At 68.0% G+C, this 935-nt stretch carries 2 protein-coding genes; one reads left to right on the forward strand and one right to left on the reverse strand.

The window, feature by feature from the left end; translation table 11 throughout:
• Positions 1–450: NADPH-dependent FMN reductase (locus KBX39_RS32015; protein ID WP_247660819.1), on the reverse strand; the 450-nt coding region annotated here is incomplete at its 3' end.
• Positions 451–545: 95 nt separating this feature from the next.
• Between KBX39_RS32015 and KBX39_RS32020 the strand changes: the two genes are divergently transcribed.
• On the forward strand, positions 546–935 hold a 390-nt coding region (locus KBX39_RS32020; protein ID WP_210874161.1), incomplete at its 3' end, for a MerR family transcriptional regulator.

Here is a 935-nt window from a genome sequence, read left to right on the forward strand (position 1 = left end):
CGTGGTGACCATGTTCAGTTCGGCCAGGACACCGCGCAGGTGTTCGATCGCCGCGTACCCGCCCTGGACTCCGTAGGCGACGACGGTGGCCGGCTTCAGCATCCAGGCGGCGTAGTGCCAGTCGATGAGCCGCTTCAGCGATGCGGGGTAGGAGTGGTTGTACTCCGGGGTGACAAACACGAACGCGTCGGCGGCTTCGATCCGGTCGGCGACCTCGGTCCTCGGGCCGCCGCCGGGAGAAAGCCGGGTGTCGTCGGGCAGGGTGATCCCGGCGAGGTCGATCAGGTCGACGTTGACGCCACTGCTCTGCTGGAGCGCGGCGACGACCCACTCGGCGATGATCGGGCTCATCCGCCCGTTGCGAAGGCTGGAGGCGATCACCGCGACTCGCGTCGTGGTCTGCGCGGCGGTGGTGGAGTGGTGATTGGCATGTGCTGTTGGAGCGGTCATGTCCACCACGCTGCGGGTTGAACATATGTTGAAGTCAAGCCGAATCGACGCGCATCGTCGGGGGGAAGCAACCCCTCGCGGCGTACGGTGAGGGCATGACGCTCACGAACCCGGTCGTGGCATACGCGACCGTCAGCGAGGTCGCCGCCGACAGTGGAGTGGCGCCCTCGGCGGTGCGGTTCTACGAGAAGCACGGCGTGATCAACGCGGTGCGTACCGCAGGCAACCAGCGCCGGTTCGACGAGTCCGCGGCCTGCCGCATCCATGTCGCCAAGCTCGCTCAGCGGGTCGGGTTGACGGTGCGCGAGATCGCCGAGTTGTTCTCCGCGCTTCCCGCGGACCCGGGACCCGAGGATTGGGGTCGGGTCGCCGAGCACATCGTCACCGAGGCCGAGCAGCGCGTGGCCGACCTGAAGGCCCGGCTCGAACTGCTCGGTTCGGGGGCAGGCTCTGCGATCTGGGAGCGGCACTGGACTCCTGACGCC

Origin of the sequence: Micromonospora sp. D75 (genome assembly GCF_018070405.1) — a bacterium.
Lineage (GTDB): Bacteria > Actinomycetota > Actinomycetes > Mycobacteriales > Micromonosporaceae > Micromonospora > Micromonospora chalcea.